The organism is Nonomuraea sp. NPDC050786 (assembly GCF_040654115.1).
In the GTDB taxonomy this organism is placed as follows: Bacteria; Actinomycetota; Actinomycetes; order Streptosporangiales; family Streptosporangiaceae; genus Nonomuraea.
In genome coordinates this window covers 154091-170085 of sequence record NZ_JBFAHJ010000013.1, presented here as the reverse complement: position 1 = coordinate 170085, position 15995 = coordinate 154091, and the positions used below count along the sequence as shown (strand labels likewise).

The following is a 15995-nucleotide window of genomic DNA, read 5'->3' as shown; positions in this document are numbered from 1 at the left end:
CAGCGCGGATAGCGCGGGGCCAGCGCGGATAGCGCGGGGCCAGCGCGGATAGCGCGGGGCCAGCGCGGATAGCGCGGGGCCAGCGCGGATAGCGCGGGGCCAGCGCGGATAGCGCGGATAGCGCGGGGCGAGCGGTGGACGCGCGGGATCAGCCGCGCATGCGGGCGTAATTACGGCGGGTACGTTCAGCGCCCGCAGGGGCGTGGGCCATCAGGTCGGCGATGGTCTGGGCGGCGAGCTCCCGGCGCCAGGCCAGCTCGGCGCGGCGCATGGCGGCGGCGATGCCGCAGGGCCGCCCGAACTCGGCGTCCGCACCGGCCGCGCCCGCGCCGCGCTGCCGGATCTCGGCGCACTGGAACGCGTCCGCGGCGCCCTCCATGGCGACGACCACATCCATCAACGTGATCCGCTCCGGAGCCCTGGCCAGGGAGAAGCCGCCCCGGACGCCTGGCGTGGAGGTCAGGATGCCGGCTCTCGTCAGCGCCTGCAGCCGCTTCTTGAGGTACTCCTGCGGCAGGTCGAACCAGGTCGCGAGCTTGCGGATGGACACCGGCCCCTCGTCGGCGAGCCAGGCCAGCGTCACGCAGCAGTGCAGGCCCCACTCGACGCCCTCTCCCATGTTCATGAACCGGGATCATACATGTCCCGATTCAGCGCTGCCGACCCTGGCCGGGCGGGCGTTCCGGGTGAGCTGCTCGGACGCGCTGGACAGGAGCATGTCCAGGGCCGTGGAGTAGGCGCTGTGGTTCATCTGGGCCACCAGCAGCGGCGCCGTCGCGGCGATGTTCGGGTGGGTACGCGCGGGCAGCCGGGCGTACGTGGCCCGCCACACCTCCTCGTCGCCCTCGCGCGCCGCCTTCGGCAGGGCCAGCGTCGCGGCGTCCAGGATGGAGAAGGCCAGCGCCTGGTCGATGAAGGCGTGATAGATCCGCACGGCGTCCGCGTCCGCGAATCCGGCCCCGCGCAGGATGCCGAGGATGGTCTCGTCACCGGCCACCTCGTTCGACCGGCCGGTGACCCGGCTGGCGGTGAGCACCGCGGCCTGCGGGTGCGTCAGGTACGCGTGATGGATGCGGAGGCCCAGCTCGCGCAGGTCGGCGCGCCACTCGCCCACGGGCCGCCAGTCGGCCAGCGCGGTGCCGTACAGCTCGTCGGCGATCGCCAGGACCAGGTCGTCCATGCCGCGGAAGTAGCGGTAGACCGTGCTGGCGTCGGCGCCCAGGGCAAGACCGAGCCGGCGGGCGGTCAGCCCGGCGGCGCCGTGTTCGCGGAGCATGCGCAGGGCGGTCTCCACGATGAGCTGGTGGCTGAGGACCTGCCCGTGTTTGGTGGGACGCCGCCGCCTGCGCGCCGCCTCCGGCACCACCCGCTTCGCCACGGTGACCGCTCCTTATGCCAACGCCATTGACGTTGACCAGCCTATCGGGATTGGATGCACGAAACCCCCCGAAACCCATTCAAAAGGGGCTTTATTTGTCATGCGTATCCTTCTCATCGGAGCCGGCGGCGTAGGAACCGCCATCACCCGCATCGCCGCGCGCCGCCCGTTCTTCGACCACATGGTCGTCGCCGACTACGACCTGCCCCGCGCCAAGGCGGCCGTCGCCGCGCTGGGCGAGCGGGCGGACAGGTTCACGCCGGCCAGGATCGACGCCGCCGACCGGGCCGCGGTCATCGCGCTGCTGAAGGAGCACCGGTGCGACGTGCTCCTGAACGCCACCGACCCCCGTTACGTGCTGCCGCTGTTCGACGCGGCGCTCGCGGCCGACGCCGACTACCTCGACATGGCGATGTCGATGTCCAGGCCGCACCCGGACCGCCCGTACGAGGAGGTGGGGGTCAAGCTGGGCGACGACCAGTTCGCCCGCGACGGCGAGTGGGCGGCGAGGGGCCGGCTGGCGCTGGTCGGCATGGGCGTGGAGCCCGGCCTGGCCGACGTCTTCGCCAGGTACGCCGCCGACGAGCTCTTCGACGAGATCGAGGAGATCGGCATCAGGGACGGCGCCAACCTGACCGTCGACGGTTACGAGTTCGCCCCGTCGTTCAACATCTGGACCACCATCGAGGAGTGCCTCAACCCGCCGCTCATCTACGAGAAGGAGCGCGGCTGGTACACCACGGAGCCGTTCAGCGAGCCCGAGGTCTTCGACTTCCCGGACGGGATCGGCCCCGTGGAGTGCGTGAACGTCGAGCACGAGGAGGTGGTCCTCGTCCCGAGGTGGATCCCCGCCCAGCGGGTGACGTTCAAGTACGGCCTCGGGGAGGACTTCATCGGCAAGCTCAAGACCCTGCGCGCGCTCGGCGTGGACAGCACCGAGCCGGTCGCCGTCAGGACCGACGACGGCACCGCCCGGGTCGCCCCGCGCGACGTGGTCGCGGCCGTGCTGCCCGACCCGGCGGGCCTCGGCGAGCGCATGCACGGCAAGACCTGCGCCGGCACCTGGGTGAAGGGCGTCAAGGACGGACGGCCGCGCGAGGTGTACCTCTACCACGTGGTGGACAACCAGTGGTCGATGCGCGAGTACGGCTCCCAGGCCGTGGTCTGGCAGACCGCCGTGAACCCGGTCGTCGCCCTGGAGCTGCTGGCGAACGGGGCATGGAAGGGCACGGGCGTGCTGGGTCCCGAGGCGTTCGAGCCGCGCCCGTTCCTGGACCTCCTGGTCGAGTACGGCTCCCCCTGGCAGCTGCGCGAACAGTAGGCGCTGGGATCATTGTGGGGCAACGACCCGCAAGACGAAGGACTGCGCCTTGAGCATCGCCGACGATCCCGACCGCGCCCCGGCCCGCTCCCACCTGTACGCCATGGGCTGGTCAGAGGAGGACATGCGCCGCCCCGTGGTCGGCATCGCCTCCACCTGGACCGGCACCATGCCCTGCAACCTCACCCACCGCGAGTTGGCCGCCCACGTCGCCGAGGGGGTGCGCGCGGCGGGCGGCACGCCGATGGAGTTCAACACGATCGCCGTCTCCGACAACCTCACTATGCACACCCCCGGCATGCGCACGTCGCTGGTCAGCCGCGAGGTCATCGCCGACTCGATCGAGCTCATGGGCCGCGCGCACGGCTTCGACGCGCTGGTGGTCATCGTGGGCTGCGACAAGACGGTGCCCGCCGGGATCATGGCGCTCGCCCGCCTCGACGTTCCCTCGGTCGTCCTCTACAGCGGCACGATGATGCCGGGCAGGTGGCGCGGGCGCGACGTCACCATCCAGGACATGTGGGAGGCGCTCGGCGAGCGCGCCGTCGGCCGCCTGGACCAGGCGGAGCTGGACGACCTGGCCAGGCACGCCTGTCCGGGCGCCGGCACCTGCGCCGCCCAGTACACCGCCAACACCATGGGCGGCGTCGCCGACTTCCTCGGCCTGGCGCCGTTCGGCGTGGGCGACATCCCCGCCGTGGCCGAGGAGAAGAACGCCGCGGCCCGGCGGGTCGGCGAGATCGCCATGGAGGCGCTGGCCCGCGACGCCCGCCCCTCGCGCGTGCTCACCGAGGACGCCCTGCACAACGCGATCGTCTCGGTGGCGGCCATGGGCGGCTCCACCAACGCCGTCCTGCACCTGCTGGCCATCGCCCGGGAGGCCGGGCTGTCCCTGCGCATCGACGAGATCGGCGAGGTCTGCCGCCAGGTCCCGATCATCACCGGGCTCAAGCCGAGCGGCGGCGAGCACACGGCCCTGGACCTGTGGCGGGCCGGGGGCACCTCGCTGGTGGTGCGCCGCCTGCTGGAGGCCGGACTGCTGCGCGAGAACGTCACGCTGGTGGACGGCCGTACCCTCGCGGAGGTCGCGGCGGACGCCGAGGAGACTCCGGGGCAGCAGGTGGTGGCGAGCGTGGCGGAGCCGTTCAAGCCGCGCGGCGCGCTGGCCATCCTGCGGGGCTCGCTCGCGCCCGACGGCTGCGTGCTCAAGCTGGGCGGCAAGGACGACTTCCGCCACGAGGGCCCGGCCAAGGTGTTCGACTCGGAGAACGACTGCTACGTCGCCATCCAGGAAGGGCGCATCGTGCCCGGCGACGTCATCGTCCTGCGTTACGAGGGCCCCGCGGGCGGTCCGGGCATGCAGGAGATGCTCTCGATCACGGGCCCGCTCGTCGGCCGCGGCCTCGGGAGCTCGGTGGCGCTGGTGACCGACGGGCGCTTCAGCGGGGTCTCGCACGGGCGCGTGATCGGGCACGTGGCGCCCGAGGCGTACCACGGCGGGCCGATCGCGCTGGTGCGCGACGGCGACACCATCGTCATCGACAGCGCGGCGGGGACGATCGAGCTGGTGGTGCCGGAGGAGGAGCTGGAGCTCCGCCGCGCCTCGTGGAAGCGGCCCGAGCGGGAGGTCGAGCGGGGGGTGCTGACCAAGTACATGGCGACGGTCGGCTCCGCCTCGGACGGCGCGGTCACCGCCTGAGCGGGATCAGGCAGCTCACCCGGGCCGCTATGCTGCGCAGTGACGTTCGCCGGACCTCATAAGGAGACTTACGCGATGTACAAGGAGTTCGCTGTCGAGGCCGTGATGTGGCTCGTCCCGGTCGTGGTGCTGATCGGGGTGGCACTCCTCGTCACCGCGTGAGCCAGGGGCCCAGCCGGGGGTCGGCCCGGCCCCTGGCTGTCACTCAGCGGTAGTACCTGTACGAGACGTACGTGTTGGCGTACGTGTCGAAGTCGTCCACCTGGTCCACCCAGTCGTTCCAGGCGTCGACCAGCTTCGCGGTGCGCACCACGCAGGAGGCCCACTTGATCTTGTGGGGGCGGATGGTGCCGACGTAGTCGTAGCAGGACCCGACCTTGCGGCCGTTGACCTTGAGACGCGCGTTGAGCTTCACGTTGAAGAGCGTCTTGTACGACTTGTTCCTGATCCGGACCTTGATCTGGCAGGTGTCCTTGCACCGGCCGAAGTAGACCTTGGTGCTGATGAGCTGAGCCTTGGCCGTGGTGGTCGTGCCCGTCGTGGTGGCCCCGGCGGGCGCGGCCATGAGCGTGGTCGCGGTGGCCGCGACTAAGGCCGTACCGGCAAGCCTCTTGAGCATGTCTGCCCCCTGCGGTGGATGGCGGTCGCTCCCCCCGTCGGCAGCGACTCGTGCCTGTCCGACTACTATCAGGAAACCGGTCATCCCGACATTTCGCCAAGAAGATCCGATACGAAACGGTTATCCGCTTATATCGGGCTTATCCCGTGGGGCTACTCGGTCTCGTTGAGCTCGGCGATGGCCAGCTCGGCCGTGCTGCGGATGTCGAAGAACTTGTCGAGCGCCGTGATCGCGAACAGGTGCTTGCACCTGCCGTTCAGCCCCGCCAGCAGCAGCCGCCCGCCCGAGGCGGTGACGGCCTTGTGCAGGTAGACCAGCACGGAAAGGCCGGAGGAGTCGCAGACGCTGACGGCCTGCATGTCGATGACGAGCATCGGGGGCTGGGTGAGGTCGAGGGCCTTGGTGACACGGTCGCGGACCTCCGCCGCGGACCCGAAGTCGAAGTCCCCCGTCAGCCGCGCGATGACGCAGGGTCCCTGGAGTCCGAGGCTTATCGACAAGGCCTGCTCCGAAGTCACCCAGCTCCACCTACCCGCGTTGCTCGACCGATCCAACTACTTTACGAGAAGTAGCGCTTCGGGTTGAACACCAGCATCTGCTCAATCTGGTCGTCGGTCACACCCGAGTCCAGCAGTGCGGCCAAGACATCGTCGTGAATGTGATCGTAGCGCCAGTTCGGTGCGAGCGTTGAGCGGGCCCCGTCCCAGGCGCCGCCGAAGTAGTCCATGAAGCAGGCGGTGTCGTGGCTGAGGACCATGCGGTCGGCGTATCCGCGCTGGCAGAGCGCCGCGACCGTGGCCACCCGCTGCGCGGTCGAGTTGTAGGCGTCGAGGCCGAACCGGTCCATCCCCAGCGTCGCGCCGGTGTCGGCCAGGCGCATGAGATAGTCGAGGTCGTTGCTGTCGCCCGCGTGCCCGACCACCACCTTCGCCAGGTCGACGCCTTCCTTGGCGAACAGGTCGAGCGCGATCAGGCCGCTCTGCGTGAACGCGTTCGTGTGGACGGTGATCGGCGCGCCGGTGCGTACGTGCGCCTGCGCGACGGCCCGGCAGATGCGCTCGACGCCGGGCGTCAGGCCCTTCTGCTCCACCACGCACTTCAGGAACGCGGCCTTGACGCCGGTGTCGGCGATGCCCTCGGTCAGGTCGCGGACGAAGTCGTCGATCATCGGCTCCGGCATGTCGAGGAACAGGCCGGGGCCGCGGTACGCGTACTGGTGCGGCAGCTCCTCGAAGGCGTAGATGCCGGTGGCGACGATGATGTTCAGGCCCGGCACCTGCTCGGCGACGCGCTGGATGCGCGGGATGTACCGGCCGAGGCCCCACACCGTCGGGTCGACGATCGTCCGCACGCCCTTCGCGACCACCGCGTCGAGCTTGGCGACCGCGTCCGCCACGCGGTGCTCCTCGTCCCACCAGGCACCTTTGCCGTAGTTGTCCAGGTGCTCGGTGGAGAGGACGAACACGTGCTCGTGCATGAGCGTCTGCCCGAGCCGGTCGACGTCCACGGGTCCGCGGACGGTGTCGACAGTGGGCATGAGCGCCTCCGTACCCGACTGGGCTGTAGGCGCTCAACCTAGGCTCGTCCACGACCCCCGTCAACCACCTGCCCCGGCGCGGGCGAGCCGCCGGAACAGCGGCTGCGGGCCGGGCAGCCGCTCACCGCTCACCGCCGCGGCCACGCGCGCCGCCGCGGTCGGCAGGAAGGGCTCGAGCTGTACGGCCAGCTCCCGGCACGCGCCCACCAGCGTCCCCAGCGAGACCTCCTGCTGGGCCCGCGTCTGGCGCCACGGCTGGGTGCGCTCGACGTACTTGTTGGCCTCCTCGACGAGCGCCCACACGGCCACCGCCGCCCGCCGGAAGTCGAACGCCTCCAGCGCCTCGTCCACCGACACCTCGACGAGCCTCTCCCCGGCAGGGGGCACATGGCCGTCCAGGAAGCGGTGCACCATGGTGGCGACCCGGTTGACCAGGTTCCCCAGCCCGTTGGCCAGGTCCTCGTCGGCCCTGGCGACCAGGCGTTCCTCGGTGAAGTCGGCGTCGCCCACGCGCGGCACCTCGCGCAGCAGCCACCACCGCACGGCATCGACCCCGTACGCGTCGACGAGCGCGAGCGGATCGGCCGCGTTCCCCGCCGACTTGCTGATCTTCCGGCCGTCCACCGTGAGGTAGTCGTGCACGAAGATCCCCGTGGGCAGCGGCTCCCCGGCGGACAGGAGCATCGCGGGCCAGTACACCGCGTGGAACCTGATCACGCCCTTGCCCATCAGGTGCACCTTGCGCGGCTCGGAGACCCACCAGCGGTGGTAGTCGTCGCCTTCGAGCGCGGTGACGTAGTTGGCCAGCGCGTCCCACCACACGTACACCACCTGGCTCGGGTCGCCGGGCACCGGGATGCCCCACCCGCGGGCCCGGGCGGCGGAGCGGGAGATGCTGATGTCCTCCAGCCCCGCCTCGACGAACGCCAGCACCTCGTTCCGGCGCGCGACGGGCTCGATCCTGAGCCGTCCCGAGCGGATGAGCTCGCTCAGGGCGTCCTGGTACCGGGAGAGGCGGAAGAACCAGTTCGCCTCGGACACGTGCTGCAACGGCGCCTCATGCCCGTCGGGACAGGGACCTTCCGGGTAGAACTGCTCGCAGCCCACGCAGTAGAGCCCCTCGTAATGCCGCTGGTAGAGGTCGTGCCGCGTGGCCTCCCAGATCCGCTCGACCCCCGCGCGGTGCCCGGGGTGGGCGCTCGTCCGGATGAACGAGTCGAACGACAGGTCCAGCGGCCCGCGCAGCCCCTCGAACGCGGCGGCGTTCCTGTCCACGAGCTCCCGCACCGGCACGCCCTCCGCCTCGGCGGCCAGCACGTTCTTCAGCGAGTTGTCGTCGGTGCCCGTCTGGAACCGCACCGGCTCGCCCCGCCGCCGATGGTGCCTGGCCAGCACGTCGGCCTGCACCAGCTCCAAGGCGTGCCCGACGTGGGGGCGGGCGTTGACGTAGGGGATGGTCGTCGTGATGTACATCGGTTGCCTCCAAAGGGGCCCCGAACACGACGAGAGGCCCCGGGTCACAGGGCCTCAGCAAGACGTCGCCGGTGAAACCCCCTAGGGGGCCATCATCACCGGGCACGTCGTCATGACGCTCATGCTAACGGCCTGCGGCCCGCCCCTGCCACCCATATCGGCGTCAGCGCCCGGCGCGGTGGCGTACGAGCCACACCGCCAGGCCGGCCGCGAAGACCGCGAGCCCGGCGAGCACCGACGTCAGGGGAAGCGTCGCCGCCAGCAGCGCGCACAGCGCCAGCCCGACCACCGGGACGAGCCTCGGCGGCGCGCCCTCGCCGGGACCGAGCGTGAGCGCGCACGCGTTGGCGATGCCGTAGTAGACCAGCACGCCGAACGACGAGAACCCGATCGCCTCCCTCAGGTCGGCGACCAGCAGCAGCACGATCACCGCGCCTCCGACCGCCAGCTCGGCCCGCCTCGGCACCTGGCGCACCGGATCGACCGCGGCCAGCACGCCGGGCAGGTCGCGCTCGCGCGCCATGGCCAGCACGGTGCGCGAGACGCCGAGCAGCAGCGCCAGCAGCGCGCCGAGCGCCGCCGCCGCGGCGCCGACCCCCACCACCGGCACCAGCCACGCGGCCCCGGCCTGCCTGACGACCTCGGCCAGCGGCGCCGGCGATCTGGCCAGCAGGAACGGCCCGAGTGCGCGCAGCGCGGCCAGCGCGACCAGGGTGTAGACGACGAACGCGATGCCCAGCGCGACGCCGACCGCCCGTGGGATGGTGCGGGCCGGGTCACGCACCTCCTCGCCGAGCGTGGCGATCCTGGCATAACCGGCGAACGCGAAGAACAGCAGCCCGGCCGCCTGCAGCACGCCCCACACGTCGACGTGCTCCGTGCCGAGCGGGGTGAGCCCGAGGTCCTGCCGCGCCTTGGCGAGCGCAGGACCGTGCTCGGAAAGCGGCGCGTAGGCGAACCAGCCGAACGTGACCGTGTCGTCGCCGAACAGGCCCGCGATCACCACCGCGGCGAGCACGGCCAGCACGAAGAGCACGATGACCTTGGCGAGCCCCGCCGAGCGCCGCACGCCGTACACGCTGAGCGCCGTCAGCGCGGCGACCGCGCCGACGGCGAGGGGCCGCGCCAGCCCGGGGGCGACGTACGCGCCGAACGTGAGGGCCATCGCCGCGCACGAGGCGGTCTTGCCGACCGTGAAACCCCAGCCCGCCAGGTAGCCCCAGAGCGGGCCGAGCCGCCGCCTGCCGTAGACGTAGGTGCCGCCCGACTCCGGGTAAAGAGCGGCCAGCCTGGCGGAGGAGGTGGCGTTGCAGTAGGCCACGACGGCGGCGAGCGCGAGCGCGAGGAGCAGCCAGCGGCCCGCGGCGACCGCGGCGGGCGCGAACGCCGCGAACACGCCCGCGCCGATCATCGCGCTCAGGCCCACGACGACCGCGTCGGTGGTGCCGAGCCGCCGCGACAGCTCTTCGGGCACGTCTGCGCCTCCTCCCCTGCTTCAGGAGGCTCCTACTCTGCCGCATCCCACCGACAGTCCACACCGGCGCCCAGGTGAACGTTTACCGGCGACCCCGGGCTACGTGCTCTGCTCCCCGCTCTTCTCCGGCGCGGGCACCACCAGCATCGGCCGGCGCGCGTGGTGCAGCACCCGGTCGGACGTGCTGCCGAGCAGCAGCGAGCGCATCCCGCCCAGCCCACGGGTGCCGGTCACGATGAGCTTGGCGTCGATCTCGTTCGCCACGTCCACGATGGTCGACCAGACGGCGACGGAGTCCACGTCGCACCGCGGGGTGGCGTCCAGCCCGGCCTGGCGCGCCAGGTCCGCGCCCTGGTGGGCGAGGTCCCGCATCGCTTCCTCGACCGCCTTGTCCTCCTCGCCCAGCTGGTCCACCGCCATCATGAGCCCGACGGAGGCCCTGGCCGTGGTCATCGCCACCCGCTCCCACACTGTCAGCACGACCGCCGACTCCCCCGGCATGAGCTCCCCTGCCAGGGCGATCGCCGCCTTGGCGTCCGCCGAGCCGTCGTACGCGATCAAGATGGTCATCGCAGCCACTCCTTTACGAGGTCAGGGCCTACCTCTTTCCCGAACGGACCGTTTCACGCCTGTTTCAGGGGTAGGCCGCCCTTCATGACAGTGACGCGATTCCAGAAGCTGCCCCTCGCCGAGCGCGACCGGGAGTGGGACGGCGATGAGGCGGAGAAGCGGGTGCGCAAGTGGGCCGGCGCGGAGGACGGCCCCAACGAGAAGTACCGCAAGGCGTTTATCTGGTACGACGCCGACAACGCCGACGAGTTCGGAGCGTACAAGCTGCCGATCGCCGACGTCGTGGGCGGGGACTTGAAGGCGGTGCCGCGGGCCGTGTTCGCGGCGGCGGCGGTCATGGAGGGTGCCCGGGGCGGGATCGATCTGCCGAAGAAGGACATCGAATCCGTCAAGGAGCACCTGGCGGGCTACTACGCCAAGATGGGCGAGGAACCGCCCTGGGAGCGCTGAGCCAGCGGCATCAGCATCGACAGCCCCGCCAGCGCCAGCACGCCCAGCTCGGTGACGACCACCAGCCGCTGGGTCAGCCCGGCCGGGATGTCGTCGTTGCTCAGCGGGATGCCGAACATCCGCACCACGTACGGGACCACGACCAGCAGCAGGGCGCCCAGGGCCACGGCGCTGAGAATGCGCACCGCCCTGGCGTACCTGATCTTCGCCTTGGCCAGCAACATTCCCGCCGCGGGCATCACCAGGAAAGCGGCGAAAGCGGCGTACCGGTGGATGCCCCCGGACAACGACAGCGGCACGCCCGGCCGGTCGGTGGGAAAGGCGCCGATCAGGAACATGCTCGCCCCCCACGTCAGCAGCAGCGCGACGATCCAGCGGCTCATCCCGGCCCGGCGCAGCGCCTCGGCGATCAGCGCGGAGCCCACCGCGAACAACGTCAGCGAGGCGGGCAGCAGCCAGCCGGACGACTGGAAGGCGTACTCGCTGATGACGCTGTGCAACGGGTCGAGGTTGGATTCGGCGTGCAAGGCGAGCATGGCGCCGCTTCCGGTGCCGATGGCCGCGAATCCACTGACAAGCAATTCCTTCATGCCCTAAAGCTCGAGGAATGCGGGCTCGCGGAGTATCGGAGATCGGCCCGAAACGGCCCTGAACCATCCCCTAATACCAAGGTCTGCACGCCCCTGAGAAGTGCCGGTTGACCTGGGCGGAGACGACCCTCGGTAGGGACTCCCCCCTCAGGGTGCGTACGGGGCGCACGACCGCGATTTGACTTGGAGTGCACTCGAAGGGCGAATCTGGAGACATGACGATCCAGGAGGCCGCCCAGCGGTCGGGACTGAGCGCGCACACGCTGCGTTACTACGAGCGCATCGGGCTCATCCACTCCGTGGGCCGCGACCACAACGGGCACCGCGACTACGCGGAGGAGGACCTCCGGTGGCTGGAGTTCCTCACCAGGCTGCGAACCACCGGCATGTCGATCGCCGACATGTGCCGGTACGCGGAGCTGCGGCGCATGGGCAAGCACACCGCCGGCGAGCGCCGCGAACTGCTCAAGCTGCACCGTGAGCGGGTCAGGTCGAAGATCGCCGAGCTGACCGAGGACCTCAAGGTGCTCGACTACAAGATCAACCGTAACGGGGACATGGCATGAAGAAGCGCATTCTCGGAAAGGGCGGCCCGCGGGTCTCGGCGCTGGGGCTCGGCTGCATGGGCATGTCCGAGTTCTACGGACCCGGCGACGAGAAGGAGTCGATCGCCGTCATCCATCGCGCCCTCGACCTGGGCATCGACTTCCTGGACACGGCCGACATGTACGGGCGCGGCGCCAACGAGGAGCTCGTCGGCCGGGCCATCAGGGATCGGCGGGACGAGGTCGTGCTGGCCACCAAGTTCGGCGTCAAGCGCGGCGACGGCGCGCGCTCGATCGAGAACAGCCCCGAATACATCAGGGCCGCCTGCGACGCCTCGCTCCAGCGCCTAGGCGTGGACCACATCGACCTCTACTACATGCACCGGCGCAACCGGGACGTGCCCGTCGAGGAGTCGGTCGGCGCGATGGCCGAGCTGGTCGGGCAGGGCAAGGTACGCCACCTCGGGCTCTCCGAGGTGAGCGCGGACACGCTGCGCAAGGCGTCCGCCGTGCACCCGATCGCGGCCCTGCAGAGCGAGTACTCGCTGTTCACCAGGGGGCTGGAGGCGGAGATCCTGCCCGCGGCCAGGGAGCTGGGCGTGGCGCTGGTGGCGTACTCGCCGATCAGCCGCGGCCTCCTGTCCGGCAAGCTGCCGCCGGTCGACGAGCTGCCCGAGGACGACTTCCGGCGGTGGATGCCGCGCATCGCGGGCGAGGCCGGCGCGCGCAACGCGGCGCTGGTGGCGGAGGTGCGGCAGATCGCGGACGCGGCCGGGATCACCACGGCGCAGCTCGCCCTGGCCTGGGTGCTGGCCCAGGGGGACGACATCGTGCCGATCCCGGGGACGAAGCGGCTGGCGTACCTGGAGGAGAACGCGGCGGCGGCCGACATCACGCTGACCTCCGACCAGCTCGACGCCCTGGTCCGCGCCATCCCCGCCGACGCCGTCACCGGCACCCGCTACCCGGACATGTCGGAGATCGAGGCATAGCCCCGGCCGCACGGCTCGACGGCCGGGTGGTCCCACGGCCTGCGGTCAGTTCCGAGGTGCGATGCGGTAGGCCCGGATGACGGTCTGCTCGACGGTGTTGCCCACAGTGTCGGCGGCCTTGGCACGCAGGGAGACGAACCCCTCCGCAGCCGGGTGGTTCACCGTGACCCGGCCCTTGCGGATCTGGGCTCGGCTCCAGGTGGCGCCGTCATCGAAAGAGACCTCCACGGTGAGGTCGCGTACCTTTTCGGCGGTCGAGCCCTGCTGTCGTTCCACGTGGACCGGCACCCGGTAGGTTTCGCCGCTGGGTGCGGTGTTACGGGCATCCAGGACGGGCGAGAAGCGGACGACGGAGACCGGCAGCGGGTTGTCATCCTCGGTGTGCTCGGAGCGGAATGTCCAGACGGCCGAGTTGCGGGTCGACAGGGTGGCGGGTGCGCCCCGCTCGGTCTCCACGAGCAGCCGGTAGTCCGCTGCGCCCGGTGGGACGCGGAACCCCTTCCCTCCCAGCGCGGAGTGCTCGGCGACCAAGCTGCCGTCGCGGTAGAGCACGACGCGCACCCTGGTGGTGGCCGACCAGCCGGCGTGACCGGCGCCGTCGCCGTACATGGGTATGTCCACCCGGATGGAGTCCCCGGAACGGGTCAGCCCGCCGGAGTCCTCGCCCCCCGCCAGGACGGGAGCGAAGACGCCCAGGTTCCACGATTCCCGGTAGGCGCGACCGGGCGTGTAGCCGGTGAGGCTTGACTCGAAGGCGGTCTCACCGCTCTCGGGGCCGTCCTCCCAGAGGTAGCGCCGCCACTTCGCCCCGCCGTCAGCGTTCACGTACTCGATGCGCACGGACGGCGTGGTGAACGTGGTCTCGGTGAGGAGGCCGGAGATCGGGCCGCCGGGCAGCTGCGCGGCGACGGCGGCGCGGCCCCTGCCGCCAGTCAGGTGGGCGGCATAGGCAGTGTGGATGGCCGCCAGGTCACGGCCGGCCACCTCGCGGCGGAACCCGGTGACCATGCCGCCCTGGTGAAACCAGGCGAGCCGGTAGATGCGGGAGCCGCCGGGCGACGCCCACGTCCCGGCGATCTGGGTCAGTGACCCGTCGTAGGCCCGCTCGGGGCCGAGCTGCGCGGTCGCCAGGTTCTCGAAGCGGTCCGCGACGAGGGGGTAGGAGAACTTCCCATCGCTGAAGGTGACCTGGGCGCCGACCTGTGCGGCCGACGGGTCGGGCACGGTGACCGAGATCGGCTTGCCCAGACGGGCGTCCAGGTCGAGGGTCTGGTTCTCGGCAAGGTCGAGGCCGGGGTGGATCAGCTGGGTGGTGTGGTCGCCGTCGAACAGGAGGCTCCTGATCATCCAGCTGCCCTTGGGCAGGCGGAGCGTGACGGCGCCGTCGCCGGATTCCCGCACGGTGATCTCCTCGGCGATGCCGGGGGAGTCGGTCCGGTGCAGCGTGGTGAGGTAGTCGGCGGTCGGAGTGCCGTCGCGGCCGGTGTGTTCGAGGGTCAGCGCGTAGGTCTCCCTCTCGTTCTCCACCGCCAGCGGCGTGCTCACCCGGACGTCACCGCCGGCGGCGACGAGGTAGCCGCCGAGGTATCCCACTGGGGCTGCCGCGGTGTCGGCGGCGACCGAGACGTCGGCTTCCCCGCCCGCGGGCACCGTCACGGTGGTGGGATTCACCGTGAACGGCTTCGCGTCGCCCTGGCTCTCCACGGACAGCTTGAGCGTCACCGGCGCGGCTCCGTGGTTGCGGTACGTGACCTGCCGTGTGAGGGGCTCGTCGTCGTCGTGCGGCCACTGCTGCACGCCGAAGCCGACGCCGCCGGGCTCGGCGGTCACGGCCTGGGCCGTGGCCCGTCCCACGTCGACCCGGCCCGCGCCCTGGTCGAAGACGCCCACTGCCGGGTTCGGCGACGCCGATCCCATCAGCGCCGCCTTGAGCGTGCCCGCGCTCCACTCCGGGTGCTGCCCGGCCAGAATCGCGGCGGCCCCGGCGACGTGCGGGGTGGACATGGAGGTGCCCGACATGGCGACGTAGGAGCCCTCGCCGTGCGGCGAGTCCTTGGCGCGGGCGGCGACGATGCCCACTCCCGGCGCGGTGATCTCGGGCTTGAGCGCCGAGTCAGCGGCGCGCGGCCCTCTGCTGGAGAAATCGGCTAGTTCATCGGACTTCGTGACGGCTCCCACAGCGAGGGCCGCATCGGCGCTGGCCGGTGACTCCACCGAGCGCTCGTTGCCGCTGTTGCCCGCGCTGACCACGAACAGCATGTCGTGGCGCTGGGTGAGCGTCGCCACCGCCGCCTCCAGAGGATCGACCTCAGGAGTATCGGCGCCGCCCAGGCTGAGGTTGACCACCTTCGCGCCCTGCTCGCCCGCCCACTGCATGCCCGCCAGGATCGCCGACTCCTCGCAGAGGCTCACGCATACCTTTCCGACCAGGAGGCTGACGCCGGGCGCGACGCCCTGATACGTCCCGCCGGAGGCGGCGCCGCTGCCGGCGATGGTGGAGGCGATATGGGTGCCGTGCCCGTTGCGGTCGATGGTGTCGGCGGATCCGGTGAAGTCCGCCTGGGCGCTCACCCGGCCGGCCAGGTCGGGGTGCGTGGCGTCCACGCCGGTGTCGAGCACCGCCACCTTCACTCCGGTTCCGGTGTATCCGCGCTGCCACGCGACTGGTGCGCCGATCTGCTTGACGCTGCTGTCCAGCGCCGGCTTGCGCAGGCCGTCCAGCCAGATCATCCCTACGCTGCCGGACAGGGCCCGCGCGCCACCGCCGATGCTGCTCCAGAACCGGGCCAGGTCCGGCCTCGCGACCCGTACGGCCAGGCCGGACACCGCGCTCAACTCCTGCGTCGGCTGGGCGCCTCCCTCGCTCATCTCTGTCCGCAGCCCGGCGGCGCGCGCCTGCTTCGAGCCGGTCACGATGAGCGGCAGGCTTTCCCGGCGATCGTCGTAGCCGAACGCGAGGAGCGTCGTCACATCGAACAGCCGCGGATCGAGACGGCCCTGGCGCACCAGCGCGGCGGCGTCGCTGGGTAAGACCCGTACCCGTCCGTCCTGCTTGTCAACGACGAAGGAGATCCCCCTGCGGTCCGGAGCCCGCGTAACCATGACGCCGCCCGCAGATGTCAGCGTCACCCGATCTCCGGTGATCAGGGTAACGGTGGCGGGGGCGGCGGCCGGCGAGGGCCCCTGCTCGGCCACGGCCACCCCGGGCGCGGTGAGCGCCAGCAGCATGGTGCCCGCTGCCAGCGACATTCTGCTTCTCATACTCTTCTCCAGCCGGTGTCCTGCGATCTGCTTCGCACGACGGATCACCCGTACTCCACCGAAAGCGGGAACGACTTTCACCGGCC

At 71.1% G+C, this 15995-nt stretch carries 16 protein-coding genes; 6 read left to right on the top strand and 10 right to left on the bottom strand.

Annotation, left to right across the window (positions count from 1 at the left end):
• Window positions 1-148: 148 nt before the first annotated feature.
• Together AB0H84_RS24425 and AB0H84_RS24420 are read right to left on the bottom strand one after the other, a co-directional pair.
• Window positions 149-625: an Rrf2 family transcriptional regulator gene (locus tag AB0H84_RS24425; RefSeq protein WP_357608279.1), complete on the bottom strand. Its 477-nt coding sequence runs from the start codon at window positions 623-625 to the stop codon at window positions 149-151.
• 9 nt (window positions 626-634) lie between these two features.
• Window positions 635-1378, bottom strand: coding sequence for a TetR/AcrR family transcriptional regulator (locus AB0H84_RS24420; RefSeq protein WP_357608275.1), 744 nt, complete (start codon window positions 1376-1378; stop codon window positions 635-637).
• Between the two features lie 100 nt (window positions 1379-1478).
• Between AB0H84_RS24420 and AB0H84_RS24415 the strand changes: the two genes are divergently transcribed.
• The 3 genes from AB0H84_RS24415 to AB0H84_RS24405 are packed head-to-tail and all read left to right on the top strand — an operon-like array spanning window position 1479 to window position 4560.
• Window positions 1479-2699 carry a saccharopine dehydrogenase C-terminal domain-containing protein gene (locus AB0H84_RS24415; RefSeq protein WP_357608272.1) on the top strand — a complete coding sequence of 407 codons (1221 nt, stop codon included), beginning with the start codon at window positions 1479-1481 and terminating at the stop codon, window positions 2697-2699.
• 49 nt (window positions 2700-2748) lie between these two features.
• Window positions 2749-4398 (top strand): dihydroxy-acid dehydratase, encoded by a 1650-nt coding sequence (ilvD, locus tag AB0H84_RS24410; protein ID WP_357608269.1) that lies wholly within the window; start codon window positions 2749-2751, stop codon window positions 4396-4398.
• A gap of 39 nt (window positions 4399-4437) precedes the next feature.
• Entirely contained in the window at window positions 4438-4560 is a 123-nt protein-coding gene (locus AB0H84_RS24405; RefSeq protein WP_357608266.1) for a hypothetical protein, read from the top strand.
• A gap of 43 nt (window positions 4561-4603) precedes the next feature.
• Here the strand turns inward: AB0H84_RS24405 and AB0H84_RS24400 are convergent, their stop codons facing one another.
• From AB0H84_RS24400 to AB0H84_RS24375, 6 genes are all read right to left on the bottom strand, one after another.
• The gene (locus tag AB0H84_RS24400; protein WP_357608263.1) at window positions 4604-5017 is read right to left on the bottom strand and encodes a hypothetical protein; all 414 of its coding nucleotides are present in this window, start codon (window positions 5015-5017) and stop codon (window positions 4604-4606) included.
• 152 nt (window positions 5018-5169) lie between these two features.
• A complete protein-coding gene (locus AB0H84_RS24395; RefSeq protein ID WP_357608261.1) occupies window positions 5170-5535 on the bottom strand; it encodes an STAS domain-containing protein in 366 nt (121 codons plus the stop codon).
• Window positions 5536-5576: 41 nt separating this feature from the next.
• The gene (locus tag AB0H84_RS24390; RefSeq protein ID WP_357608257.1) at window positions 5577-6554 is read right to left on the bottom strand and encodes a phosphotriesterase-related protein; all 978 of its coding nucleotides are present in this window, start codon (window positions 6552-6554) and stop codon (window positions 5577-5579) included.
• A gap of 60 nt (window positions 6555-6614) precedes the next feature.
• Window positions 6615-8027: a methionine--tRNA ligase gene (gene metG, locus AB0H84_RS24385; RefSeq protein ID WP_357608254.1), complete on the bottom strand. Its 1413-nt coding sequence runs from the start codon at window positions 8025-8027 to the stop codon at window positions 6615-6617.
• A 163-nt stretch (window positions 8028-8190) separates the two neighbouring features.
• Complete coding sequence (locus tag AB0H84_RS24380) at window positions 8191-9501, bottom strand: APC family permease (protein ID WP_357608252.1); 1311 nt, start codon at window positions 9499-9501, stop codon at window positions 8191-8193.
• A gap of 99 nt (window positions 9502-9600) precedes the next feature.
• Window positions 9601-10071 carry a universal stress protein gene (locus AB0H84_RS24375; RefSeq protein ID WP_357608249.1) on the bottom strand — a complete coding sequence of 157 codons (471 nt, stop codon included), beginning with the start codon at window positions 10069-10071 and terminating at the stop codon, window positions 9601-9603.
• An 84-nt stretch (window positions 10072-10155) separates the two neighbouring features.
• On the opposite strand from AB0H84_RS24375, the gene AB0H84_RS24370 reads away from it, so the two are divergent.
• Window positions 10156-10521 (top strand): hypothetical protein, encoded by a 366-nt coding sequence (locus AB0H84_RS24370; RefSeq protein ID WP_357608246.1) that lies wholly within the window; start codon window positions 10156-10158, stop codon window positions 10519-10521.
• On the opposite strand, the gene AB0H84_RS24365 is transcribed toward AB0H84_RS24370, so the two are convergent.
• Complete coding sequence (locus AB0H84_RS24365; protein WP_357608243.1) at window positions 10482-11111, bottom strand: DUF998 domain-containing protein; 630 nt, start codon at window positions 11109-11111, stop codon at window positions 10482-10484. The two genes, AB0H84_RS24370 and AB0H84_RS24365, sit on opposite strands and share 40 nt — an antisense overlap.
• A gap of 215 nt (window positions 11112-11326) precedes the next feature.
• Here AB0H84_RS24365 and AB0H84_RS24360 point away from each other — a divergent pair, with 215 nt between their 5' ends.
• Complete coding sequence (locus AB0H84_RS24360) at window positions 11327-11677, top strand: MerR family transcriptional regulator (protein ID WP_357608240.1); 351 nt, start codon at window positions 11327-11329, stop codon at window positions 11675-11677.
• Complete coding sequence (locus tag AB0H84_RS24355) at window positions 11674-12648, top strand: aldo/keto reductase (RefSeq protein ID WP_357608237.1); 975 nt, start codon at window positions 11674-11676, stop codon at window positions 12646-12648. Before AB0H84_RS24360 ends, AB0H84_RS24355 begins: the two co-directional genes overlap by 4 nt.
• A 45-nt stretch (window positions 12649-12693) precedes the next feature.
• On the opposite strand, the gene AB0H84_RS24350 is transcribed toward AB0H84_RS24355, so the two are convergent.
• Window positions 12694-15909, bottom strand: coding sequence for a S8 family serine peptidase (locus AB0H84_RS24350; RefSeq protein WP_357608234.1), 3216 nt, complete (start codon window positions 15907-15909; stop codon window positions 12694-12696).
• Between the last annotated feature and the right edge of the window lie 86 nt (window positions 15910-15995).

Bases quoted from the DNA above. Each gene is read 5' to 3' on its own strand.
- AB0H84_RS24425 (WP_357608279.1), bottom strand. From the start codon at position 625: ATGAACATGGGAGAGGGCGTCGAGTGGGGCCTGCACTGCTGCGTGACG.
- AB0H84_RS24415 (WP_357608272.1), top strand. From the start codon at position 1,479: ATGCGTATCCTTCTCATCGGAGCCGGCGGCGTAGGAACCGCCATCACC.
- AB0H84_RS24400 (WP_357608263.1), bottom strand. From the start codon at position 5,017: ATGCTCAAGAGGCTTGCCGGTACGGCCTTAGTCGCGGCCACCGCGACC.
- AB0H84_RS24390 (WP_357608257.1), bottom strand. From the start codon at position 6,554: ATGCCCACTGTCGACACCGTCCGCGGACCCGTGGACGTCGACCGGCTC.
- metG (WP_357608254.1), bottom strand. From the start codon at position 8,027: ATGTACATCACGACGACCATCCCCTACGTCAACGCCCGCCCCCACGTC.
- AB0H84_RS24375 (WP_357608249.1), bottom strand. From the start codon at position 10,071: ATGACCATCTTGATCGCGTACGACGGCTCGGCGGACGCCAAGGCGGCG.
- AB0H84_RS24370 (WP_357608246.1), top strand. From the start codon at position 10,156: ATGACAGTGACGCGATTCCAGAAGCTGCCCCTCGCCGAGCGCGACCGG.
- AB0H84_RS24365 (WP_357608243.1), bottom strand. From the start codon at position 11,111: ATGAAGGAATTGCTTGTCAGTGGATTCGCGGCCATCGGCACCGGAAGC.
- AB0H84_RS24360 (WP_357608240.1), top strand. From the start codon at position 11,327: ATGACGATCCAGGAGGCCGCCCAGCGGTCGGGACTGAGCGCGCACACG.
- AB0H84_RS24355 (WP_357608237.1), top strand. From the start codon at position 11,674: ATGAAGAAGCGCATTCTCGGAAAGGGCGGCCCGCGGGTCTCGGCGCTG.
- AB0H84_RS24350 (WP_357608234.1), bottom strand. From the start codon at position 15,909: ATGAGAAGCAGAATGTCGCTGGCAGCGGGCACCATGCTGCTGGCGCTC.